The following is an 18,915-nucleotide window of genomic DNA, read 5'->3' as shown; positions in this document are numbered from 1 at the left end:
TGAATGAATAGGTAAATAAAGAGATCGGCAAGGAGAAAATGAAATGAGAAATGTAGTTAAAGTTCTATTTTTTCTTATCATTACGATAGGTGCTTATTTAATCATCCAGTTAATTGCCGGTGATTTAGCGGTAAGTGTATTAAGTTCTGTCAGTGTTCTATTTACGTTATCGATTATCTTCATCGGATTTGTTATTTTCTTGGAGAACCGGAATCCGTCTCAAACGATTACATGGCTTGTCCTTCTTGGCAGCTTTCCGTTATTCGGCTTTTTGTTCTACATTTTCTTTGGACGCAATATCAAAAAGCGCCGGCTGTTTGAAAAGAAGGCGGTACTGGACGAGCAGTTAATCCAAGAAGATGAACGTATTCATAGAGAAGCGATTGAAAAAATGACGCATATGGGTGATCATCAGCAGCTCTTATTTAAGCTGGCCCATAGACTTGGACATACCCCTATTACATATCGCACGTCCTCTAAAGTCCTAACAAATGGTGAAGAAACATTCTCTCATATTTTTGAAGAGATCAAAAAAGCAACACATCACATTCATTTAGAATATTACATTCTCCGCCATGATGACCTTGGCCAAGAATTAAAGGATATTCTCATTGAAAAAGCGAAAAATGGTGTGATTGTCCGCTTTTTATATGACGATGTAGGAAGCTTAAAGCTCTCTCGTCAATATATTGCTGACCTAGAAAAGGCTGGCGTTCAGATCGTTCCGTTTTTACCAGTAAGGCTCCCCCTTTTAAATAATAAAATCAACTTCCGAAATCATAGAAAAATTGTCGTGATTGATGGAGAAGTAGGATTTGTCGGCGGGCTTAACATTGGAGACGAATACATGGGCAGAAGCAGACAATATGGATTCTGGCGTGATACCCATCTGATGATTAAGGGCGAAGCTGTTCGTGACCTCCAGCAGATTTTCATGCAGGATTGGTATTATATGACGAATGAAAGATGCTCAGGTGAGGACTATTTCAAAGATTTCACCCACATTGAAAGTACAACAGAAGGCGTACAAATGATTGCTGGCGGACCTGACAAGCAGTGGGAGGTCATTAAAAATCTCTTTTTCTCCATGATCATCTCCGCCAAAAAGTCCATTTGGATCGCTTCCCCGTATTTTGTGCCGGATGATGATATTTTGTCCGCATTGAAAATTGCCGCATTGAGCGGAGTAGATGTACGGATTATTGCGCCAAAGAATCCTGATAAACGAATTGTCTTCCATGCGTCTCGTTCATACTTCCCGGAGCTTCTTGACGCAGGTGCAAAAGTGTACGAGTATGATCAAGGCTTTATGCATAGTAAATTTATTATTGTGGATAGCGAGCTGGCTTCGATTGGAACGGCAAACATGGATATGAGAAGCTTTCATTTGAACTTTGAAGTGAATGCCTTCCTTTATAAAACGAAAAGCACAGAGAAGCTCGTCAACGATTTCTTAGGTGATTTAGAGCAGTCACATGAAATTGTTCCAGAAGAGTTTGCAAAGAGACCATTGAGGGTCAGACTGTTTGAATCAACAGCAAGACTATTATCACCACTTTTATAAAGATTGTATTTTCCCCCTTTTCTATAAGGGGGAATTTTTATTTTACTGAGGAAATGATCAGTAAAATCATCTTTTGACACGATAAAAATTCATTTTGTCTATTCGCTTCCTTAAAGACGAACAAGCTATAATACGGACATCAAAGAGCGAGGGGCGAACTGAATGAATACAGCAATTATGGATAACGGTAAGCTTATCCGAATTACACATCATCTATCGAAAAGCCGGCTGGAGCATGTAAGAACGATGTGCAAATTTTATTGTCCTGAATGCAGGGAGGAGGTGCAATTAAAGCTAGGGGAGCATCGTGTCTATCATTTTGCGCATAAACAGCTGACAGCATGTCCGTTAGCCTCAGGTGAAACGGCTTATCATCAGGCGGGGAAGGAAGCCATTATGAATTGGCTTAGGCGGCTTGGATACAAACCGGCGCTGGAAAAGTATATGTCAAAGATCCATCAGCGTCCTGATGTGACCGTCTCTACAGGGAGTGCAGCCTATGCAATCGAATTTCAATGTGCAAATATTTCCCGGCAAGAGCTGCGCAAAAGAACAGCAGGTTTTTGTGAAGCAGGACTCTTACCTATATGGATGATAGGGGCAAATCGTTTAAAACGAAAATCTGCCCAGCTTTTTTCTTTCTCTTCCATTCATTGGGGAATTTTAAGGGAATCAGAGAAGCGGCGGTTGATTTTTTTCTGCCCGATCCAGAATCGGTTCATCCATCTTGATCAATTCCTCGTGTTTCAACCTACAAAAGTATGTGCCGCAATGACTGTCAGACCACCTTCAGCATACCGCGAACTTCCGGCACTCCTATCTCCGCCCTCAAACAGGCGTCAAGTAAACCAACAATGGCTTAAATGTATACAGCAATTTAGGCAGCGTCCTCCTCGCATTTTATCAAATGAAAGCAAACGTTTGAGAGATATCTTTTATGAGCATCATCAAACAGCATTCCCTTTTTTGCCAACTGAATTATTTATCCCGCTGCAAGAAGCGTATATCTTTACAAGTCCCGTGTATGTTTGGCAGGGATGTCTCTATGATTGGATGGTGAGGAAAAAAGGAAACGGAAACGGAAGAGTGACGATTCAACAGTTGATGATGGAAATCAATCGATGTGTGCAAATGAAAGAAGTAAAACTCCGATATGGCGATGTTTCAAGAGAAGAAATAAAAGAGGTGATCACTGCATATGTAAAGGGGCTTATTAGACAAGGGTTTTTACATATGACGAAAGAGGGTAATTATGAAGTATCGTCGAATCAAATGCCTATACGAACAGCAGATGAAGTGTTAAAACGGGATGCTTTCTTATTTCATTAGCATGTTTCATGACCACTTTGATCATGATAAGAAAAAGGTGGTGCTGCTATTGAATCGAAATAAACGCTTTTTTCTCATTTTTTTAGTCTGTTTGGTATTTATTTCTGCATATGATTTGACAAATATAGTTCAAAACAAAGAAGATAAATACAACACCAATTTTTTTCACTTTCCGAAAGGTTGGTTCAACACAACTCATGCAAGGGGGATTCATATGACTTCACAAAACAAAAACAATCATTTACCAGACAGAAGCGAAGTAAAAGAAGAAAACAAATGGCGTCTTGAAGATATTTTTGAAAGCGTCGATGCATGGAACAAGGAATTCGAAGCGGTCAAAAAAGAAATTCCGAAGCTGGCCCAATTTAAAGGCAAGCTGGCCCATTCTGCTGATGTCCTGTATGAAGCCCTAACCTTTCAGGATCAACTTTCTGAAAAGCTTGGCAAGCTTTATACATATGCGCACATGAAATATGATGAAGATACAACGAACTCATCATTTCAGGCGTTAAATGATAAGGCATCAAATCTATTTACACAGCTGTCTAGTACATCTGCTTATATTGTTCCAGAGATTTTATCGATTCAAGAAGATAAATTGCAGCAATTCATTCTGGAAAAAGAAGAATTAAAACTGTATTCACATGCTCTCGAAGAAATTAATAAAGAGCGTCCACATATTTTAAGTGAGGAGCAAGAAGCTTTATTAGCTGAGGCATCTGAACCACTTTCATCTTCATCTACTACTTTTAGTATGTTTAACAATGCCGATATTTCGTTCCCTTCTGTAAAGGATGAGAATGGAGAGGAAAAGAAAATTACCCACGGCAACTTCATCACATTTTTAAATAGTGATGATCGTGAAGTGAGAAAGAATGCCTTTAAAGCTGTGTATAAAACGTATGATCAGTATAAGAACACACTTGCTTCTACACTGAGCGGTTCGATTAAGAAGGATAATTTTTATGCAAAAGTACGAAATTATCAATCGGCAAGAGAAGCAGCACTATCTCGAAACAGCATCCCGGAAGAAGTGTATGACAATCTAATTGATACAGTTCATCAATATTTACCGTTATTACACCGCTATATTGAATTACGTAAAAAGGTATTAAAGCTTGATGAAGTGCACAATTACGACTTGTATACACCACTTGTGAAAGATGCTGGCATGAAACTCACCTACGATGAAGCAAAGGATTACATGCTGAAAGGGCTAGCGCCATTAGGAGAAGAATATGTTTCCGTGTTAAAAGAAGGACTCGACAATCGCTGGGTAGACGTTTATGAGAATAAAGGGAAACGAAGCGGTGCGTATTCATCTGGAAGCTATGGTACAAATCCATATATCCTCATGAACTGGCAAAATAATATTGATAATTTGTTTACGCTGGCTCATGAATTTGGTCACTCTGTCCACAGCTACTATACAAGAAAGCACCAGCCATATCCGTATGGAAACTATAGTATCTTTGTAGCTGAAGTGGCTTCCACTACAAATGAAGCGTTACTAGGCGAATATCTGCTTAATCATTTAGAGGATAAAAAGCAGCGTTTGTATGTGTTAAACCACTTGTTAGAAGGATTTAGAGGAACGGTATTCAGACAAACGATGTTTGCTGAGTTTGAGCATCTTATTCATGTGAAAGCACAAGAAGGAGAGGCTTTAACGCCAGAATTTATGACAAACCTTTATTACGATCTGAACAAGAAGTATTTTGGTGACGGCATGGTGGTTGATAAGGAAATTGGATTAGAGTGGACGAGAATCCCTCATTTCTATTACAACTATTATGTGTATCAATACGCGACAGGCTATAGTGCTGCGCAGGCATTAAGCAAGCAAATCTTACAAGAAGGAAAACCTGCGGTAGAGCGCTACACAGATTTCCTTAAAGCAGGAAGCTCTGATTATCCAATCAATGTGCTGAAAAAAGCAGGTGTTGATATGGCTTCTAAGGAACCAATCGAAGCGGCATGTCAATTGTTCGAAGAAAAACTAAAAGAAATGGAAGAACTCATCTCCAAAACAGGTGAGTAATGAAAAGACTTCTGTCAGACGTGTGAGTGCTATCTCATCTTTTGACAGGAGTTTTTTTCTCATAAAAAAAGACCTCTTCAGATGTCGAGGCCGTTCCTTATCAATCATCAACCTTTAAAACCTCTAAAGGTCTTACGGTGATTCATTCGATAAAGCGTAAAAAGAATCGAAGCAAATAAGAGTGGAGACGTCAAATAAAGAGGAAGCATCTTCATTAAGCCTAATATATTTAAAAAGAAACATAAGCCAATGGCAACAAGTCCAATAGTTGTGCTGCGCATGCAGATCCCCCCATTTTGTTGTTACTTTCACTATATGAAAGTGACAACCCTCTTATGTTTTGTGACAAAAATATGAACATATAGTATATCTGTTGTCATAAGTCGACAAAATTTGATATACTACAGATGTGAAATTAATCACATACAAACATTACCCCTTTGTTTGACCGTGAAAAATTTCTCCCATCCCCTTTGTTGTCGTTAAGACATAGTGAAACCGCGCTTATCCCGGCGCGGTTTCTTCGTACTTATAAATAGAACAAATGTTCTTGATAGAGGTAAAGAAAAAACATGGGTCAGCACCCATGTTCATTCTCACAGCGATAGACATCAAGATCTGTATGGTGATCATTTTCTTTATAGCGCCAAAACATTTCTTGCTGTACTTGTACACGTTCTACCTTTTGAGCGAAAGCCAGCTTCTTCATTTCTCGTTCAACTTCTTCAAGCGTCAAGTCATAGACAACGGCTATCTCTTTTGCGGAAGCAAATTGAAAGTAAGCAATAAACCATTCAATTGGAGGCCGTTCTGAAGGTGTTGGTTTTTCACCAATCATTTCAAAAAGGATTTCCTCGTATATATCATAAGAGTAGGCACCTGAAATTTTTAATCCTTCATCTCCATTTACGGTATTAAAAAAGGCGAAGGTTGGAAGTTCAGAAACGTCCATTTCAGCTGCAATTTTCATATCACATTGTAGGGCTTTAACAGCACTTTGAGAATGAATGTCACGCTGGAATTCTTCGATGTCCAGACCAGCGTTTTTTGCATTATCTAGCAGCACCTGCTCACTTGTGACATCCTGCTGATGGCAAAAAAGTGATTCTTGAATGAGACGCAAAAATTTCATTCCGCATTTTCTACCTTGAAGCTCCGCCGCTTTTAGTGCGAGTGAGGCGAGGTAGGGTGATGTCACAATTTGTTCAGACAGTATTTGTTCTTTTTTGGTCTGTGTTTTAGTGGCAAATTTTCCCCATGCTTCAGTCAGTAAATGCTTCTTTCTTTTCCGATTCAATGCATTAATACTAGAGCTTGTTACCGTTCGTAAAGTGAAAAAACGGCCATATTTCATTTTTAATTTTTTAATGGATGGCTCTAATAACCAGCAGTCTGGGCTTAGAGGATCAATGAATACATAGATTTCAATCGGCTTTTGAGGATGTCCGTGACAATGTGAGAAATATTGATCGTGCGTATTGCAGCTCAAGATCGTCCATCCTTTTCAGGTGTTTGATTGACCATATGGCGAGCCGTCAGAGAAAGCCGCTCAAATAAAAAGTCACGAATATCGCCGGTTAGTCCTACTTGATCCATTGCATCCTCCATGCATTCAAGCCATGCGTCAGCCCGCTTCTCAGTAATCGGAAAAGGGAGATGTCTCGCCCGCAGCATTGGGTGGCCATGCTCCTCTGTATAAAGCGGTGGTCCGCCTAAATATTGCGTTAAGAACTGTTTTTGTTTTCTTGCTGTTTCTTTTAAGTCATCCGGGAAAATAGGATGAAGCAAAGGATGACACTTTACATTTTCATAAAAAGTATCAACAAGTTGCGATAGAAGTTCCTCTCCAACCGCTTCGTAAGGTGCGTTAAACGATTGTACCATGTTGACTACTCCTTTTACTCGTAGTTAATAGGATGACTCACCCTATTGCGCATTTCATTTATTTCAAAAGTGATATTCAGTTTGTTCTATTTTATTGTTTCTATTCTTGTACTTATTTTAACAACCTCAACTCGATTCCACAAACAAACCGCTTTGGTCTGCTCGAAATAAAGTGAGAGTCGGGTTCCGTGATCAATTGACCATATCATAACACATTCAGTCAAAAAAGGGGGAAAAGCGACATACAAAAAACCGAAGAGGTTATTCTCTTCGGTTTAAGCGAAATATTGAGCTGTGATTTTCTTTACATAATTTTGTGTTTCTTTAAATGGAGGAATGCCACCATATTTATCTACATTTCCTGAGCCTGCATTATAAGCAGCTAAGGCGAGTGAGACATTTCCATTATATTTCTGAAGCATTTGTTTTATATACTTAGTACCGCCTTCAATGTTTTGGGCCGCATCAAAGGCGTTCTTTACGCCAAGTGACTTAGCAGTAGATGGCATGAGCTGCATGAGCCCAAGCGCACCTGCATGGCTGACAGCATTCGCGCGATAGCCTGATTCCTGCTTGATGACCGCGTGAATCAGTTTTTCGGGAACGCCATGCTTTTGAGCCATTTGTGACACGATTTGATTAATCTCTTTTGATGATGAGCCGCTTGAGACTGCCTCTTGAAGCGGCGGTGTGTAGCTGTTGTTTAAGACATTTCCAATGCCATTCGCTGTATTTAATTGATTGTCATTTGCATACAAAGATTGGGCCTGAAGCTGCTCACTGCCGGAAGTGGCAGATAAATATGGGTTTGTACGCGCATATTGCGTGTTCGGAGCCGTTGATGGGTCCGTGCCCATAAAAGCTGAGATGGAAAGCGGAAGACGTGATAATTCTGATCCGCCTAAAAAATCTTGCAGCAGCGATTGAAATGAAGCTTGGGCATTTGATTCTTGACCGGCAGACATTTGCGTTTGTGCTGGATCTGTCTGTAACGTTTTAAGCGCTTGAAGCTGCATAAAGGATTGAAGTTGATTGACGTTCATCATGTTCCTCCTTCAAGGAATTCATCTATTCTGTGTTTTCATTTTCTCTTCATAAAAACGAACGACTTTGTTTTTCGTGTTTCGTACTGGGATATGAAATTTTCGGAGCAATGCGGAGAAAGCGGTTTGTCCGATTTCCAGGTCGCTCACTTCAAATTCAAGTTCATAGTCCTCTACTGTTAAATATCGGCTGTGATCCAAAACAATTAAGCCTTCTTCGATCATTTTTTCTGCTCTTGACGTTTCAAGCGAACCAAAGTACACAATTTGATCCTTTTGAATGTTCAGGTGGTCTAATCTGTCCGCAACTTCACCTTCTGGCAGCTCAAAATCATCAAGTTGTGATGGGGGAGCGATCGTTTGGTGGGTTTCGAGCAAGCCTATCTCGTGCGGTTCCTTTAATGTAAGAACCCAATGACCGTCTTTTTCTCTCATTCTTAATGCAGCCAATTGAGATTTTATATCGAATTGAGGTGTATCAAAATAATAGTTGGTTTGCGTATGGAAATCTGCATCCTTCAATTGAAAATGCTGTTTCAGCTGTTCAAATTCTTCTTTCATTAATAATTGCTTTAGTTCTATTTCAATTTCCTGTGCCATTTTGACATCAACCTTTCATTTAGAGGAAATATGATTATTGTACATGAAGTGTGTTCACCAGTAAAAGACTGTTTTTTTCTCTTTATTTTCTTTAGGTGTGGACCAAAATGAATGAAGAATCGTGGGAAAGGATCATTTAAAAGAGAAAAACAGGATTTTCTCAAAAAGTTCGGTTTATCAATATTGAACTTGATATGATAAAATAAAGCTGTACTTTGTTGTAAAGGAGATCATGATGCAAAACAGAATTGAAATCACAGAAGCAACTTTAAAAGAAGACAGGCTGATTTTGACAATCCAGTCAGAAGAGCAAATCCAAAAAGCAAAAGCATCAGGACAAATGCTTGTTGATTCTGATCACTTTGCGTTCGTTTACATACTTGAAACCGAGGAGTCCTTCTCGTATCTTATTTTAGGGGAACATACATGGGCTCCATTAAAAGAAGCAATGAATCGTGACATCCCTGTCTATTTGGCATCGGATGAACAATCGCTGGAACTCATTCAGCTTCAACAGGAATTACATTATTTAATCGACAATATTAAAGACAATGCCAATTACGGAGATATGGAAGAGAAAGTGAAAAGCACATTCCTCTGAAATAATTAGGTATATGGAATTGGGGGAAGTTTCATGGACAAAAAACAATGGGATCAATTCCTCGCACCGTATAAACAAGCAGTCGAAGAATTAAAAGTGAAACTAAAAGGCATTCGAAAGCTGTATGAATTCGAGGATGACCATTCACCAGTAGAATTTGTTACAGGCCGAGTGAAACCCGTTGCCAGCATATTAGAAAAGGCAAAGCGTAAAAACATCCCGATGCATGAGATTGAAACGATGCAGGATATTGCTGGGCTTCGCATTATGTGCCAGTTTGTAGAAGATATACAAGTCGTGAAAAAAATGCTCCAGTCACGTAAAGATTTTGTGGTTGTAGATAAACGCGACTATATTGCAGAACATAAAGAAAGCGGATACCGCTCTTACCACCTTGTTGTGTTATATCCGCTGCAAACCGTAAGTGGAGAGAAGCAGCTCCTCGTCGAAATCCAAATTCGTACGCTTGCGATGAACTTTTGGGCGACCATTGAGCATTCTCTGAATTATAAATATAGCGGGAATATCCCGGAGAAGGTTAAGCTGCGCCTTCAAAGAGCATCTGAGGCAGCATCTCGTCTCGATGAAGAAATGTCCGAAATCAGAGGGGAAATTCAAGAAGCACAAGTGGCATTTTCCCGGAAAAAGAAAAACGACAGCTGAGCCAGTTTGATCAAATATGATGCTGCCCTCTCATAGCAGCAAGGTGGAAAAGGAGAAGAATTCATGAAATTTGCAGTTTCTTCAAAAGGGAATTCTGTATCTGACACGCTCAAAAGCAAAATTCAGACCTACTTATTGGACTTTGGTATGGAACTAAATGAAGAGGAACCGGATCTTGTCATTACGGTTGGTGGAGACGGCACACTTCTTTATGCGTTTCACCGTTATAGCGACCGTCTAGATAAAACAGCTTTTGTCGGTGTTCATACAGGTCATCTTGGTTTTTATGCTGACTGGGTGCCAAGTGAGATTGAAAAACTTGTCTTAGCCATTGCGAAAACACCTTATCATATTGTGGAATATCCGATCTTAGAAGTCATTGTCAGATACAACGACGGCGGCAGAGAAGAGAAATATTTAGCGATGAATGAATGTACGATTAAAAGCATGGAAGGGACACTTGTGGCAGATGTTGAAATTAGGGGTCAGCTGTTTGAAACATTTAGAGGTGACGGTCTTTGTCTGTCTACACCATCTGGCAGTACGGCCTATAATAAGGCACTGGGTGGCGCCATTATTCACCCTTCCATTAGAGCCATTCAGCTGGCAGAAATGGCTTCAATCAACAATAGAGTGTTTCGGACGGTCGGTTCACCGCTTATTTTGCCTGACCACCATACTTGTGTGATTAAACCAAGGAATGATGTCGATTTTCAGGTGACCATTGATCATTTGACACTGCTTCATAAAGACGTCAAATCCATTCAATGCCGGGTGGCAGACGAGAATGTCCGTTTTGCCAGATTTAGACCGTTTCCGTTTTGGAAAAGGGTGCAAGATTCCTTTATCGGAAAAGGAGAATAAGAAAGAGGTTGTTCCCGCTGGAATACTTTACGTTAAACAAAACCATGACAGCCAAAGAAGAAGGGCTGCTTTTAAAGGAATATTTAATTGATCTTGGCATTTCGAAAAGAATGCTGACAGATATTAAATTCGCTGGTGGTGACCTCCTCATCAATGGAGAGCATGTCACCGTGAAGTGCGAGCTGCATGAAGGGGACAGGCTCACCATTTTATTTCCCGAGGAAAAAGTGAGTGAAGGGCTGAAGCCTGCACCAATTCCGCTTGATATTATATTTGAGGACGAGCATGTCCTTGTGCTGAATAAAAGGCCATATATCCCTTCGATCCCTTCTCGGGAGCACCCTGAGCACAGTATTGCGAATGGATTGCTGCATCATTATGCAGAGCAGTCTGTTCGGCATACGGTTCATTTGGTGAACCGCCTTGATCGTGATACATCTGGCGTCATGCTCGTGGCGAAGCATCGCTTTGCCCATAGCCTTTTATCAAAGGCGCAAAAAAGTGGGGCGGTTAAACGAACGTACAGAGCCTTTACACATGGCATGATCACAGAAAAACAGGGAACGATCGCTGCAAAAATTGCCCGAAAAGGGGATAGTATCATCGAGCGGATGGTTGATGATGCTGGGCAGGAGGCAGTGACGCATTATTCCGTGCGAGCGGTAATCGCTGAGTTGAACATGTCGGACGTGTCTCTTTCACTTGAAACCGGAAGAACACATCAAATTCGTGTTCATATGCAATTTCTTGGGCATCCGCTCATCGGAGATACGCTGTATGGCGGAACGGCCGAGCGGATAGACCGGCAGGCACTGCATAGTGAGACTCTTGTGTTTCCTCATCCGATGACAGGTGAGCAAATGACATTTTCAGCTCCGCTTCCTGATGACATGAAATCATTGCTTCTTTAAATAGAGAGACCCGGTCACCTGCAGCGCGGGACCGGGTTTTTTATGATGTGAAATGCTGAAACCTTGAATCGTCATAAGGCATAGATGAAGGAACTGAGACCGTTTTAAGCTCAGGGTATGTGAGGGCAGACAGCTGGTTGCCAAATACGCAGCCTGTATCAATATTGACCGTTCTGCCAACGAATCGAGGTTCTTTCACTGGTGTATGGCCGTACACAATCCACGGTTTTCCGTAATACTCCTTTGCCCAATCCTTCCGAACAGGCCGTCCATCTGGCCATGTTTCTCCTGTGACGGCACCAAATAGTAGATAGGAGCGCATCTGTTTATTCGGCTTTTTTCCAATATCCTTTTCCTTCATCGCTGCGTGTGCAATAATCAGCTCATCAGGAATGAGTACATCATAAAGCGGAGCCTTCTCGAATAACTGCTTAAATTCATGTGACAATTTGTTTTGCTCATGAATTGGCAGTTTTTTTATTTCGTTCACTGTGGTTTCAATGCCATGAAGCAATTTGACGGGATTTCCTTTTAAGTAGCGATAAAGCTTAAAGCAATGGTTGCCAGGTACATAGCGGATTGCGCCGTGTGAATAGGCATGAATGACAAACCGCATGACGTCTACTGACTGAGGCCCTCGATCTGTTAAATCACCAACAAGGGCCAGCGTTCTCTTATCAGGATGGACGGGTAATCCATGTTTGAGTTCGTATCCTAGTTTGTGTATGAGGGTAAGCAGCTCTTCGTAGCAGCCGTGGATATCGCCAATAATATCGAATTTCATAAGGTTTCCTCCTGATTTTTTCATCCATTCATCGGGTATAAAGAAGTTTGAATTTTAGAAAATATAACGAATGGCTTTCATTTCATTTGGGCAATTGTTAGAATCAATGCTTTAACGTAAGACTTAAAAAATTAAACATGAATGTTAGGAGGCTTTAGCCAATGGAGCATACATCTGTTTCATCACTCGTTGTCGTTATTATTGTCGCCTTTTTCACCCCTATTTTATTGCACCGATTTAAGCTGACCATTCCGGTCGTTGTAGCTGAAATCATCATGGGGCTCATCATTGGGAAAAGCGGTCTTCAACTGGTTGTCGAACATGATGCGTGGTTAGATACATTATCCATGCTCGGTTTTATTTTTCTGATGTTTTTAAGTGGACTTGAAATAGATTTTTCTTCTTTTGAGTCAAAGAAGAAAGAACGAGAACTTCCAAATGGTTTAAAAGAACCAAATACATTTAAAGCAGCCACCATTATTTTTCTTGGGGTATTTTGTATGTCCTTTATCCTGTCCTATGCGTTTGTACTCGCAGGGTTTATCCAAAATGCCTTTTTAATGACGCTCATTATCTCTACCATCTCATTAGGCGTAGTGGTACCAACCTTAAAAGAGGAAAAGTTGATGCAGACGAATATCGGTCAAATCATTCTGCTTGTAGCTGTCATTGCTGATTTAGTCACGATGATTTTACTTGCTGTGTTTTCCTCCATTTATGGAGATGGAACAGGGAACATGTGGCTCCTGCTCTTATTATTTGCTGCAGGCATTCTTCTTTATTTATTTGGCCGCGTATTTAAGACAAAGTCAATTTTTCAGTCGATGTCTAAAGGAACCGTGCAAATTGGGACAAGGGCAATCTTTACTCTCATTATAGTCTTAGTTGCCTTATCTGAATCACTCGGGGCTGAAAATATTCTTGGGGCGTTTTTAGCTGGTGTGCTTGTGTCCCTTCTTTCACCAAATAAAGAGCTCGTTCAGCAGCTGGACTCATTTGGCTATGGATTTTTAATCCCGATCTTTTTCGTGATGGTCGGAGTAGATCTGAATATATGGGCACTATTTAAGGATCCAAACATCCTAATCATGATTCCGCTGCTGTTTATTGCGCTGCTTATGAGTAAGCTCATCCCGATTCTTTATTTGAAAAAATGGTATGACATGAAAAAGGTCATTGGCTCCGGCTTTTTATTAACTTCAACGCTATCACTCGTCATTGCAGCTGCAACGATTGGTGAGCGGCTCGGGGTCATTGATCATAAAATGTCAGGAGCGCTGATTTTAGTTGCTGTGTTAACGAGTATTTTAACACCTGTTTGGTTTAAAGCGCTGTTTAAAAAAGAACAAGCGGAAAGCCATAAGAAGCGTGTGACCTTTATTGGTGCAAATCAGCTGACCTTACCTGTCACACTTGATTTACATCAGGATGAATATGACATTCGGATTTTGCATGTTTTTCAAGAAAATAAGGAAGCACTGCTGGCAGACTCTATCTTTGAAGTCGAATCAATTGAACAATACGACGATGAGACGCTGAGAAAGGCAGGCGTCGGTCAAGAGGATGTCCTTGTCGTCGCAACAGGCAGTGAGACGAAAAATAAGGAAATTGCTTTATTTGCAAAACAAGAAGGTTCAAAGCAAGTCATTGCAAGTGTCAACAAAGCTGAGGCAGAGCTGACCTTGAAGGAAGCGGGTATTGATACGTTTTCTACTTTCCTTTCATCTAAAACGGTGCTAAGAGCTTTGATTGAAGCACCTGATGCGATTCGATTGCTAACAAATGAGGATTCTTCTTTGTATCAAATTCAAATGAACAATCATCGTTATCATAATGTCATGCTGAGAGAATTTCCTTTCACCGGTGATTTGGTATTTGTCCGTATTTTCAGAGGGGTAGACAGCTTAGTACCGCATGGAGATACGACACTTAGAAACGGCGACCGTGTGCTTGTATCGGGCTCCCGGGAGTATGTGGCAGGACTAAGAGCCCAATTAGAATGACAATGAACCCTTGACCAATGAACAATTCCTGATTAAGATAGAGGTACAACATCATATATTTGATCCACTAGGGGAGTCCTTTAAAAGGGCTGAGATAAAAGTGTCGACTTTTAGACCCTCATTACCTGAACAGGTTCATACCTGCGTAGGGAAGTGGTGCGGTTTTTGACTATACTTTTTACAAATTCCAAGCCACTTTCCACGCGGAAAGTGGCTTTTTTATATGGAAAAACAGGAGGAGAGGAATATGACGTTTTCAACAGAATGTAAAGAGGCTGCAGCAACATGGTGGAATGGAAGCTTTACGCATCCTTTTGTCAAAGGGATTGGAGATGGCACTCTTTCACTCGATCGTTTCACCTATTACGTGATGCAGGATTCTTATTATTTAACTCATTTTGCAAAGGTGCAGGCATATGGAGCTGCGATTAGTGAGGACTTACATACGACGGGCAGAATGGCGTATCATGCCCAGGGCACGTATGAAGCAGAGCTGTCGCTGCATAGGAAATTTACAGAGCTTCTGCAGATTTCTGATGAAGCCATTGAGAACTTTAAGCCTTCCCCCACTGCTTATGCGTATACCTCTCATATGTACCGATCTGTAAAAAGCGGACGGTTTGAAGAGATTTTAGCCGCGTTATTACCATGTTACTGGCTCTATTATGAGGTAGGTGAAAAGCTGAAACAAACAACACCTGACCATCCGATTTACCAAGAATGGATTTTGACATATGGAGGCGATTGGTTTAAGGAACTCGTCTTCGAACAGGTGAACCGATTTGATGAACTAGCGGAAAAAGCACCAGAACATGTACGGGCCAATATGAAAGAAAATTTCGTGATTTCAAGCTATTACGAATATCACTTCTGGGAGATGGCGTATCAAAAAGAAATGTGGCAAACAGCATGCTTAGATGGGGTTGGTGCAAATGGAACTCCACGCAGTGACAAATGATTCGCTTCCTGCGGGTGAACTGATCAAACAAATAAAAGCCATTGCGTCTGAAGTGGATTTTATTCATATTCGGGAACGGTCTAAAACAGCAAGTGAGCTTGTTGATCTCGTGAAGAATCTCCTTTTAGAAGGAGTGCCGAAAGAAAAGCTCGTGATCAATGACCGAGTAGACGTGGCACTGCTTACCAATATTCACAGGGTGCATCTCCCGGGCCACAGTTTTTCGCCAAAAGAGCTGCGAAAAAAATTCCCTCACCTTCATGCGGGAGTGTCTGTCCATTCGATAGAAGAAGCAAGAGCAGCAGAGAAAAATGGAGCAGAGTATGTCATATTTGGTCACGTATATGACACCTCTTGTAAACCAGGACTTCAGGCAAGAGGTGTACAGCTTGTGAAAGAACTGACTTCTGCATTAACGATTCCAGTGGTGGCCATCGGCGGAGTGACCCCAGAACGAGTTCTAGAATTGAAACACGCTAATGTGAAAGGAATCGCTGTCATGTCTGGGATTTTTACTCATCATCAGCCGCGTATGATGGCACAATTATTTTCTGAAAAGGTAAAGGAGAATCCTTATGAAGAAGCATTATGACGTAGCAATCATTGGTGGTGGAATCATAGGGATGTCAATCGCCTATCACCTTGCAAAAGCAGGAAAACAAGTGGTCTTATTTGAAGCGAATGAGATAGGGAAGCAAACGACAAGTGCAGCTGCCGGGATGCTCGGTGCACATGCTGAAGGAGAGGGTCACGAGGATGTTTTCTTTCAGGCAGGCAGAGCAAGCCAGGCATTGTACGAAAAATTAAAGGTCGATCTTTTGCATGAATCAGGCATTGATATTCGAACTTCAGCGGGCGGTATCATGAAGGTCGCCTTTACAGAAGAAGAGAAACAGGCCCTTTGCCGGATGCAGCATTTGTCTACATTTAAATGGCTTGACGCAAGCAGTGTAAAAAAATGCATGCCTCAAGTCACAGATCACATGCTGGGAGCAGGTTTAATTGAAGAGGATGTTCATGTGGAGCCTTACGCGGTATGCAGGGCTTTGTGGCAGGCGGCCGTCCGGTACGGAGCAGATGTGAAAGAGTGTACACCTGTGATCGAAGTGAAGCGGGACAAAGAAGTGTTAACTGTCAGAACAACGAAGGGCACATTCACATGTGATGACCTGACAGTCGCAAGTGGTGTATGGTCTGGCCGTTTTTTTGAAGAGCTCGGATTATCGCATTCTCTTTATCCAGTAAAAGGGGAATGTGTGTCTGTATGGAATAACGGTCCAGCGCTCGCACACACCATTTATCATGATCATTGTTATATCGTTCAGCGAGATAGCGGAAAGCTTGTCATCGGCGCAACGATGAAGCCAAACGAGTGGCAGGCAGTTCCAACGCTTGGCGGCATGGAATCCGTGATTCAAAAGGCGTCTCAGCTTATGCCTTCTATTAAGGAGATGCCGATTGAAGAGTGCTGGGCAGGCCTTCGACCGGCGACAAACGACCGGCATCCCTATATCGGAAGGCATCCAGAAGACAAGCGTATTCTTTTTGCTGCAGGGCATTACAGGAATGGCATTTTACTTGCGCCGATTACTGGAGAAATCATTCGTGACCTGATATTAGACGAACCGGTCAAAGAGGAATGGCTTCACGCGTTTCGTATTGGACGAAAGGAGGCACTATTCGTATGAAGATTCAATTGAATGGCAGAATCGTTGATTTCGATCAAGAGAATGGAACGATCTATGATCTGCTAGCATCCTATCAGCTTGAAAACCGTGTGGTGATCGTTGAAAAGAACCATGAAATCATTGATAAAGAAGCGTTTCAACAAGTAGAAATTCAACCAAATGACACGATTGAAATCGTTCACTTTGTAGGAGGAGGATGACCCAATGCTGCACATTGGCGGAAAAACATTCACATCGAGACTATTACTCGGAACAGGGAAGTACCCATCATTTGAAATTCAAAAAGAAGCTGTGAACGTATCGGAAGCTGAAATTTTAACCTTTGCTGTCAGAAGAATGAACATATTTGAAGCATCTCAGCCTAATTTTTTGGAGCAGCTTGATTTATCAAGATATACGCTGCTTCCGAATACAGCTGGTGCAAGTACAGCAGAAGAGGCAGTGCGTATTGCCCGTTTAGCAAAGGCTTCTGGGCTTTGTGACATGATCAAGGTAGAAGTCATTGGCTGTTCAAGGTCTCTTCTGCCAGATCCAGTTGAAACATTAAAAGCATCTGAAATGCTGCTCGAAGAAGGATTTATCGTGCTGCCATATACATCTGATGATGTGGTGCTGGCAAGAAAATTAGAAGAACTCGGTGTCCATGCCATCATGCCTGGTGCTTCTCCAATTGGTTCAGGCCAAGGCCTGCTAAATCCTCTGAACCTCTCATTTATTATCGAGCAGGCGAAGGTGCCGGTCATTATTGATGCTGGCGTAGGCTCTCCGAAGGATGCAGCATATGCGATGGAGCTTGGAGCTGACGCTGTATTACTAAACACCGCTGTCTCTGGCGCAAAGGATCCTGTGAAAATGGCTAAAGCAATGAAACTCGCGATTGAATCAGGAAGACTAGGCTACGAGGCAGGACGTATTCCGCTGAAAAACTATGGAACAGCGAGCAGTCCACAGGAAGGAATGCCGTCATTTTGAGCACTCGTTACTCACGTCAAGAGCTTTTTCAGCCAATCGGAACAGAGGGACAAAAGCGGCTAAATGACTCAAAGGCGGTCATTATCGGAGCGGGGGCACTTGGAACGGCTAGTGCAGAAATGCTCGTTCGTGCCGGCGTTGGATCTGTCAGCATTTTGGACCGAGATTATATTGAATGGAGCAACCTTCAGCGCCAGCAGCTTTACACGGAGCAAGACGTGAAGGATCGGCTGCCAAAGGCTGTGGCGGCTGAAAAAAGACTCAAGCAAGTAAACAGTGACGTGCAAGTCAAAGGAATCGTGATTGATGTGACTGCTCAAAACATTGACGAACTTGTCAGTGAGGCTTCGATCATTGTGGATGCAGCGGATAATTTTGAGGTGAGAATGATCGCAAATGATGCCGCGGTCAAACATCAAATTCCGTTCCTTTATGGAGCCTGTGTAGCCAGTTATGGCATTCAATTCACTGTGATCCCTGGTGAGACGCCGTGTTTACACTGTCTGCTTGAACATTTACCCGCACAAGGCATGACATGTGATACAGCAGGTATCATTAGTCCAGTTGTGCAGCAAGTGGCGGCATATCAAGTGGCAGATGCACTTAAATATTTAACAGGACATCAAGTGACGCCAATATTAAAATCCTTCGATTTATGGAAAAACGAACGTTCTGATATTCGTTCGGCCTCGTCTTTAAAGAAGAAGCAATGTCCAAGCTGTGGACTGAAGACTTATCCATTTCTTTCATATGACAAGAGAGCGAAGGCGGATGTACTATGCGGCCGCAATACGGTACAAATCCGCAGTGCAGCAGAAACACCGCCGCCTTTACAAGAAGTAGCTCTTCGGTTAAAGAGGGCAGGGATGGATGTGCTTGAGAATCCATATTTGCTTTCTTGTCAAAAGGATGAGTTTAAACTTGTCTTATTTAAAGATGGCAGAGCGCTCGTTCATGGTACGAATGATATTGCCAAAGCAAGAACCATTTATCATCAATGGATTGGCTAA

Annotated in this window: 20 protein-coding genes and 1 riboswitch; of the genes, 14 read left to right on the top strand and 6 right to left on the bottom strand. The window is 41.7% G+C overall.

The genetic code is table 11. From position 1 onward, the window contains the following. Window positions 1–43: 43 nt before the first annotated feature. The 3 genes from cls to pepF all read left to right on the top strand — a co-directional run bounded on the left by cls (window position 44) and on the right by pepF (window position 4,934). Window positions 44–1,564 (top strand): cardiolipin synthase, encoded by a 1,521-nt coding sequence (cls, locus tag MHI60_RS01800; protein ID WP_095408199.1) that lies wholly within the window; start codon window positions 44–46, stop codon window positions 1,562–1,564. A gap of 162 nt (window positions 1,565–1,726) precedes the next feature. After that, entirely contained in the window at window positions 1,727–2,893 is a 1,167-nt protein-coding gene (locus tag MHI60_RS01795) for a competence protein CoiA family protein (RefSeq protein WP_144485514.1), read from the top strand. Between the two features lie 214 nt (window positions 2,894–3,107). Continuing rightward, a complete protein-coding gene (gene pepF, locus MHI60_RS01790) occupies window positions 3,108–4,934 on the top strand; it encodes an oligoendopeptidase F (protein ID WP_313955931.1) in 1,827 nt (608 codons plus the stop codon). Window positions 4,935–5,041: 107 nt separating this feature from the next. Here the strand turns inward: pepF and MHI60_RS01785 are convergent, their stop codons facing one another. From MHI60_RS01785 to MHI60_RS01765, 5 genes are all read right to left on the bottom strand, one after another. Next, the gene (locus tag MHI60_RS01785) at window positions 5,042–5,215 is read right to left on the bottom strand and encodes a hypothetical protein (RefSeq protein ID WP_024425034.1); all 174 of its coding nucleotides are present in this window, start codon (window positions 5,213–5,215) and stop codon (window positions 5,042–5,044) included. 296 nt (window positions 5,216–5,511) lie between these two features. Further along, window positions 5,512–6,423 carry a ClpXP adapter SpxH family protein gene (locus tag MHI60_RS01780; protein WP_144485512.1) on the bottom strand — a complete coding sequence of 304 codons (912 nt, stop codon included), beginning with the start codon at window positions 6,421–6,423 and terminating at the stop codon, window positions 5,512–5,514. Continuing rightward, a complete protein-coding gene (locus MHI60_RS01775) occupies window positions 6,420–6,818 on the bottom strand; it encodes a thiol management oxidoreductase (protein ID WP_048238502.1) in 399 nt (132 codons plus the stop codon). Before MHI60_RS01775 ends, MHI60_RS01780 begins: the two co-directional genes overlap by 4 nt. Before the next feature lie 275 nt (window positions 6,819–7,093). Further along, window positions 7,094–7,861 carry a lytic transglycosylase domain-containing protein gene (locus MHI60_RS01770; RefSeq protein ID WP_095408204.1) on the bottom strand — a complete coding sequence of 256 codons (768 nt, stop codon included), beginning with the start codon at window positions 7,859–7,861 and terminating at the stop codon, window positions 7,094–7,096. Between the two features lie 21 nt (window positions 7,862–7,882). Beyond that, window positions 7,883–8,461: a CYTH domain-containing protein gene (locus MHI60_RS01765; protein WP_144485510.1), complete on the bottom strand. Its 579-nt coding sequence runs from the start codon at window positions 8,459–8,461 to the stop codon at window positions 7,883–7,885. Between the two features lie 235 nt (window positions 8,462–8,696). Here MHI60_RS01765 and MHI60_RS01760 point away from each other — a divergent pair, with 235 nt between their 5' ends. The 4 genes from MHI60_RS01760 to MHI60_RS01745 all read left to right on the top strand — a co-directional run bounded on the left by MHI60_RS01760 (window position 8,697) and on the right by MHI60_RS01745 (window position 11,500). After that, complete coding sequence (locus tag MHI60_RS01760) at window positions 8,697–9,062, top strand: hypothetical protein (protein WP_044334768.1); 366 nt, start codon at window positions 8,697–8,699, stop codon at window positions 9,060–9,062. A gap of 33 nt (window positions 9,063–9,095) precedes the next feature. Next, window positions 9,096–9,725, top strand: coding sequence for a GTP pyrophosphokinase family protein (locus MHI60_RS01755; RefSeq protein ID WP_024425028.1), 630 nt, complete (start codon window positions 9,096–9,098; stop codon window positions 9,723–9,725). A 63-nt stretch (window positions 9,726–9,788) separates the two neighbouring features. Beyond that, complete coding sequence (locus MHI60_RS01750; protein ID WP_144485508.1) at window positions 9,789–10,589, top strand: NAD kinase; 801 nt, start codon at window positions 9,789–9,791, stop codon at window positions 10,587–10,589. Window positions 10,590–10,597: 8 nt separating this feature from the next. Further along, window positions 10,598–11,500, top strand: coding sequence for an RluA family pseudouridine synthase (locus MHI60_RS01745; RefSeq protein WP_223250953.1), 903 nt, complete (start codon window positions 10,598–10,600; stop codon window positions 11,498–11,500). A 40-nt stretch (window positions 11,501–11,540) separates the two neighbouring features. Here the strand turns inward: MHI60_RS01745 and prpE are convergent, their stop codons facing one another. After that, the gene (gene prpE, locus MHI60_RS01740; RefSeq protein WP_095408206.1) at window positions 11,541–12,284 is read right to left on the bottom strand and encodes a bis(5'-nucleosyl)-tetraphosphatase PrpE; all 744 of its coding nucleotides are present in this window, start codon (window positions 12,282–12,284) and stop codon (window positions 11,541–11,543) included. Window positions 12,285–12,445: 161 nt separating this feature from the next. On the opposite strand from prpE, the gene MHI60_RS01735 reads away from it, so the two are divergent. The 7 genes from MHI60_RS01735 to MHI60_RS01705 all read left to right on the top strand — a co-directional run bounded on the left by MHI60_RS01735 (window position 12,446) and on the right by MHI60_RS01705 (window position 18,915). Then, window positions 12,446–14,287, top strand: coding sequence for a monovalent cation:proton antiporter family protein (locus tag MHI60_RS01735; RefSeq protein ID WP_144485506.1), 1,842 nt, complete (start codon window positions 12,446–12,448; stop codon window positions 14,285–14,287). 59 nt (window positions 14,288–14,346) lie between these two features. After that, a riboswitch (TPP riboswitch) is annotated at window positions 14,347–14,456 on the top strand. Between the two features lie 78 nt (window positions 14,457–14,534). Then, a complete protein-coding gene (gene tenA, locus MHI60_RS01730) occupies window positions 14,535–15,245 on the top strand; it encodes a thiaminase II (RefSeq protein WP_095408208.1) in 711 nt (236 codons plus the stop codon). Then, window positions 15,220–15,837 (top strand): thiazole tautomerase TenI, encoded by a 618-nt coding sequence (tenI, locus tag MHI60_RS01725; protein ID WP_144485504.1) that lies wholly within the window; start codon window positions 15,220–15,222, stop codon window positions 15,835–15,837. Before tenA ends, tenI begins: the two co-directional genes overlap by 26 nt. After that, window positions 15,821–16,933, top strand: a complete 1,113-nt coding sequence (gene thiO, locus MHI60_RS01720; RefSeq protein ID WP_144485502.1) for a glycine oxidase ThiO — start codon at window positions 15,821–15,823, stop codon at window positions 16,931–16,933. The genes tenI and thiO overlap by 17 nt, the downstream gene beginning before the upstream one ends. Continuing rightward, complete coding sequence (gene thiS / locus MHI60_RS01715; protein WP_111289936.1) at window positions 16,930–17,133, top strand: sulfur carrier protein ThiS; 204 nt, start codon at window positions 16,930–16,932, stop codon at window positions 17,131–17,133. Before thiO ends, thiS begins: the two co-directional genes overlap by 4 nt. A gap of 4 nt (window positions 17,134–17,137) precedes the next feature. After that, the gene (locus tag MHI60_RS01710) at window positions 17,138–17,905 is read left to right on the top strand and encodes a thiazole synthase (protein ID WP_142944524.1); all 768 of its coding nucleotides are present in this window, start codon (window positions 17,138–17,140) and stop codon (window positions 17,903–17,905) included. Then, a complete protein-coding gene (locus MHI60_RS01705) occupies window positions 17,902–18,915 on the top strand; it encodes a thiazole biosynthesis adenylyltransferase ThiF (RefSeq protein WP_144485500.1) in 1,014 nt (337 codons plus the stop codon). The genes MHI60_RS01710 and MHI60_RS01705 overlap by 4 nt, the downstream gene beginning before the upstream one ends.

Origin of the sequence: Bacillus sp. FSL K6-3200, assembly GCF_038630485.1 — a bacterium.
GTDB classification, from domain to species: Bacteria; Bacillota; Bacilli; order Bacillales; family Bacillaceae; genus Bacillus; species Bacillus safensis.
Note: the sequence above shows the minus strand (reverse complement) of the source record. Positions and strands in the feature narration are given on the sequence as shown.